A 2,086-nucleotide genomic window follows, 5' to 3' on the forward strand; every position below is an offset into this window, starting at 1 on the left:
CCGAGCTGGCTCACCGCGTCGTAGCTGTACGCCTCGGGGACGAAGACGATGTCGAGCCCGGCCTTCTCGTGCTCGGCCAGCTCGGCCACGCTCTCCTCGAACCCGCCGCTGTAGTTCAGACCCATCCCGATGCGCACGCCCGGGAGCCTGCCACGATCCTGCGTCCGTGAGCACCACCGGCGAGCACTCCGTGACGATCGTCGTGCGCGGCTACGAGACCGACGCCAACGGCCACCTCAACCACGCCGTCTACCACCAGTATGGCGAGCACGCCCGGACCGAGACGCTGCGTGCGGCCGGGGTGGAGGTCGCGCCGCTCGCGGCCGCCGGGCTGGGCCCGGTGATCCTCGAGACGACGGTGCGGTTCCTCGCCGAGCTGCGGCTCGGCGACGAGGTGGCGGTGGTCACGACGGTGCGGTTCGGCGCCGGGAAGTCGTTCCGGATGGACGCCGAGATCCGCCGCGGCGACACGGTGGCCGCCACGCTCACCGGCACCATGGGGCTCCTCGACCACGCCACCCGCCGCCTCGTGCCGGACCCGCGGGAACGGCTGCGCGCGCAGTCGTCCGACCCGGCCGGGTTCGACCGGGTGCTCGCTCAGGAGCCGGCCGGGTCGTAGCCCTGCGGCCAGTCCGCGAGCCGGATCCGCGGCTTCTCCAGCACCCGCCCGATCGTGGACCACTCGTTGCGGCCCAGGCGCGCGAGGGGCTTGAGCAGGCCGACCTCGGGGTGGCCGTCGACCAGGACGTCGTCGGCGACGGCCGCGTGCACGACGCGCCCGAACACCACCGTCGAGTCCCCGAGGCGCACCGTCGAGTGCAGCGTGCACTCCAGCGCGACCGGCGACTGCGCCACGCGCGGCGGACGGACCCGCGCCGAGGGCTCCTTGGCCAGCCCCACCTCGGAGAACTCGCCCCGCTCGCGGGGGAAGTCCGTGGCGGTGGCGTTGGCCTCCTCGAAGAGCCACTCCGGCACGAGCGAGACCGTGTACTCCCCGGTCGCCTCCGCGTTGGCCAGCGAGTCCTTGCGCCCGACCGAGGTGAACTGCACGACCGGCGGGTCCACGCAGGCGACGGTGAAGAACGAGTGCGGCGCGAGGTTGTCGACCCCCTCGGCCGAGGTCGTCGACACCCACGCGATAGGCCGCGGCACGACCACCGCGTTGAGCAGCTTGTAGAAGGCGCGGGCGCCGAGCTCGGTCGGGTCGAAGTCGGTGCGCACGGCGGCGGGTCCTCCTCGGGTCACGGCGGTCGGCCGACGCCGGACCGCCTCAGGGGGTGGGGGTCACCAGCGTGGTCGCCGGCGCGCCGCCCCGCGACCGGGTGGTCGTCACGGTCACGCGGGGCGTGGTCGTGCGGGTCGAGGTGGCCTCCTCGGAGGTGGTCTCCCGGGCGGTCGTCGTCTCGTCGTCGTCGGTGGCGCTCGCCGTCGTGGTGGCCACGCGGGTGCCGAAGACCTCGCCGACGCTGGTGCCCTCGCCGCCCGAGAGCGGCGACCCCTTCACGCGCTCGATGCCGGTGACGACCACCATCGCGATGAGGAAGATCAGCACGCCGGTGGCGGCGAGCACCGCGATCCGCCTACCGTGGCCCGTGCCGGCGGACGGTGTGTTGGTCGGCGTCAGGACGACGGTCGGGGTCTCGTCAGGTCCGGGGTCGGCGAGCTCCTCGGCGGGCAGCACCCGGGTGCCGGCCGGAACGGCCCGGGTGCGGGTCGACCCCGTGCCGACGACCCTGGTGGCGTCGCCGTCGGGCGTCCGCGGCCGCCCGCGGTGCGCGTCGATGCGGGTGCGGACGCGGTCGCGGGTGCGCTCCAGGGAGCGCTGGTAGATGGCCTCCCCGACGGTCGTCACGACCGACGCGACGGCGGCCCCTGCGACGGTGCCGCTCGCGCCGCCGAGGAAACCCCCGACGGTGGCGGTGGTGACGGCGGCGAGCGCCTGGCCCGTGACGCGGACGGTGGAGACGCCGCCCCCGGACGCTGGCGGGGTGGTCGCGGGGCCGGACGCCGGCGGGACGGCGGTCGTGGGCGCCTCCGAGGGCGCCGGGGGCGGCCTGTGGGCCGGGCTTCTCGCCGACGGCGAGGC

At 75.4% G+C, this 2,086-nt stretch carries 3 protein-coding genes and 2 pseudogenes; 2 read left to right on the forward strand and 3 right to left on the reverse strand.

Going from position 1 to position 2,086, the window contains the following annotated elements; all coding sequences use genetic code 11:
* A pseudogene (locus AC0CYZ_RS03185) lies at positions 1 to 137 on the reverse strand (LLM class F420-dependent oxidoreductase); the annotation flags it as partial.
* A gap of 29 nt (positions 138 to 166) precedes the next feature.
* Here AC0CYZ_RS03185 and AC0CYZ_RS03190 point away from each other — a divergent pair.
* Positions 167 to 619 carry an acyl-CoA thioesterase gene (locus tag AC0CYZ_RS03190; RefSeq protein ID WP_472212276.1) on the forward strand — a complete coding sequence of 151 codons (453 nt, stop codon included), beginning with the start codon at positions 167 to 169 and terminating at the stop codon, positions 617 to 619.
* On the opposite strand, the gene AC0CYZ_RS03195 is transcribed toward AC0CYZ_RS03190, so the two are convergent.
* Together AC0CYZ_RS03195 and AC0CYZ_RS03200 are read right to left on the reverse strand one after the other, a co-directional pair.
* Complete coding sequence (locus tag AC0CYZ_RS03195; protein ID WP_472212278.1) at positions 598 to 1,221, reverse strand: flavin reductase family protein; 624 nt, start codon at positions 1,219 to 1,221, stop codon at positions 598 to 600. The genes AC0CYZ_RS03190 and AC0CYZ_RS03195 overlap by 22 nt on opposite strands.
* A gap of 49 nt (positions 1,222 to 1,270) precedes the next feature.
* Positions 1,271 to 1,852, reverse strand: coding sequence for a hypothetical protein (locus AC0CYZ_RS03200; RefSeq protein WP_472212280.1), 582 nt, complete (start codon positions 1,850 to 1,852; stop codon positions 1,271 to 1,273).
* Here AC0CYZ_RS03200 and AC0CYZ_RS03205 point away from each other — a divergent pair.
* A pseudogene (locus tag AC0CYZ_RS03205) lies at positions 1,830 to 2,086 on the forward strand (hypothetical protein); the annotation flags it as partial. The gene AC0CYZ_RS03200 and the pseudogene AC0CYZ_RS03205 sit on opposite strands and share 23 nt — an antisense overlap.

The sequence above is a fragment of the Actinomycetospora sp. genome (assembly GCF_055612215.1).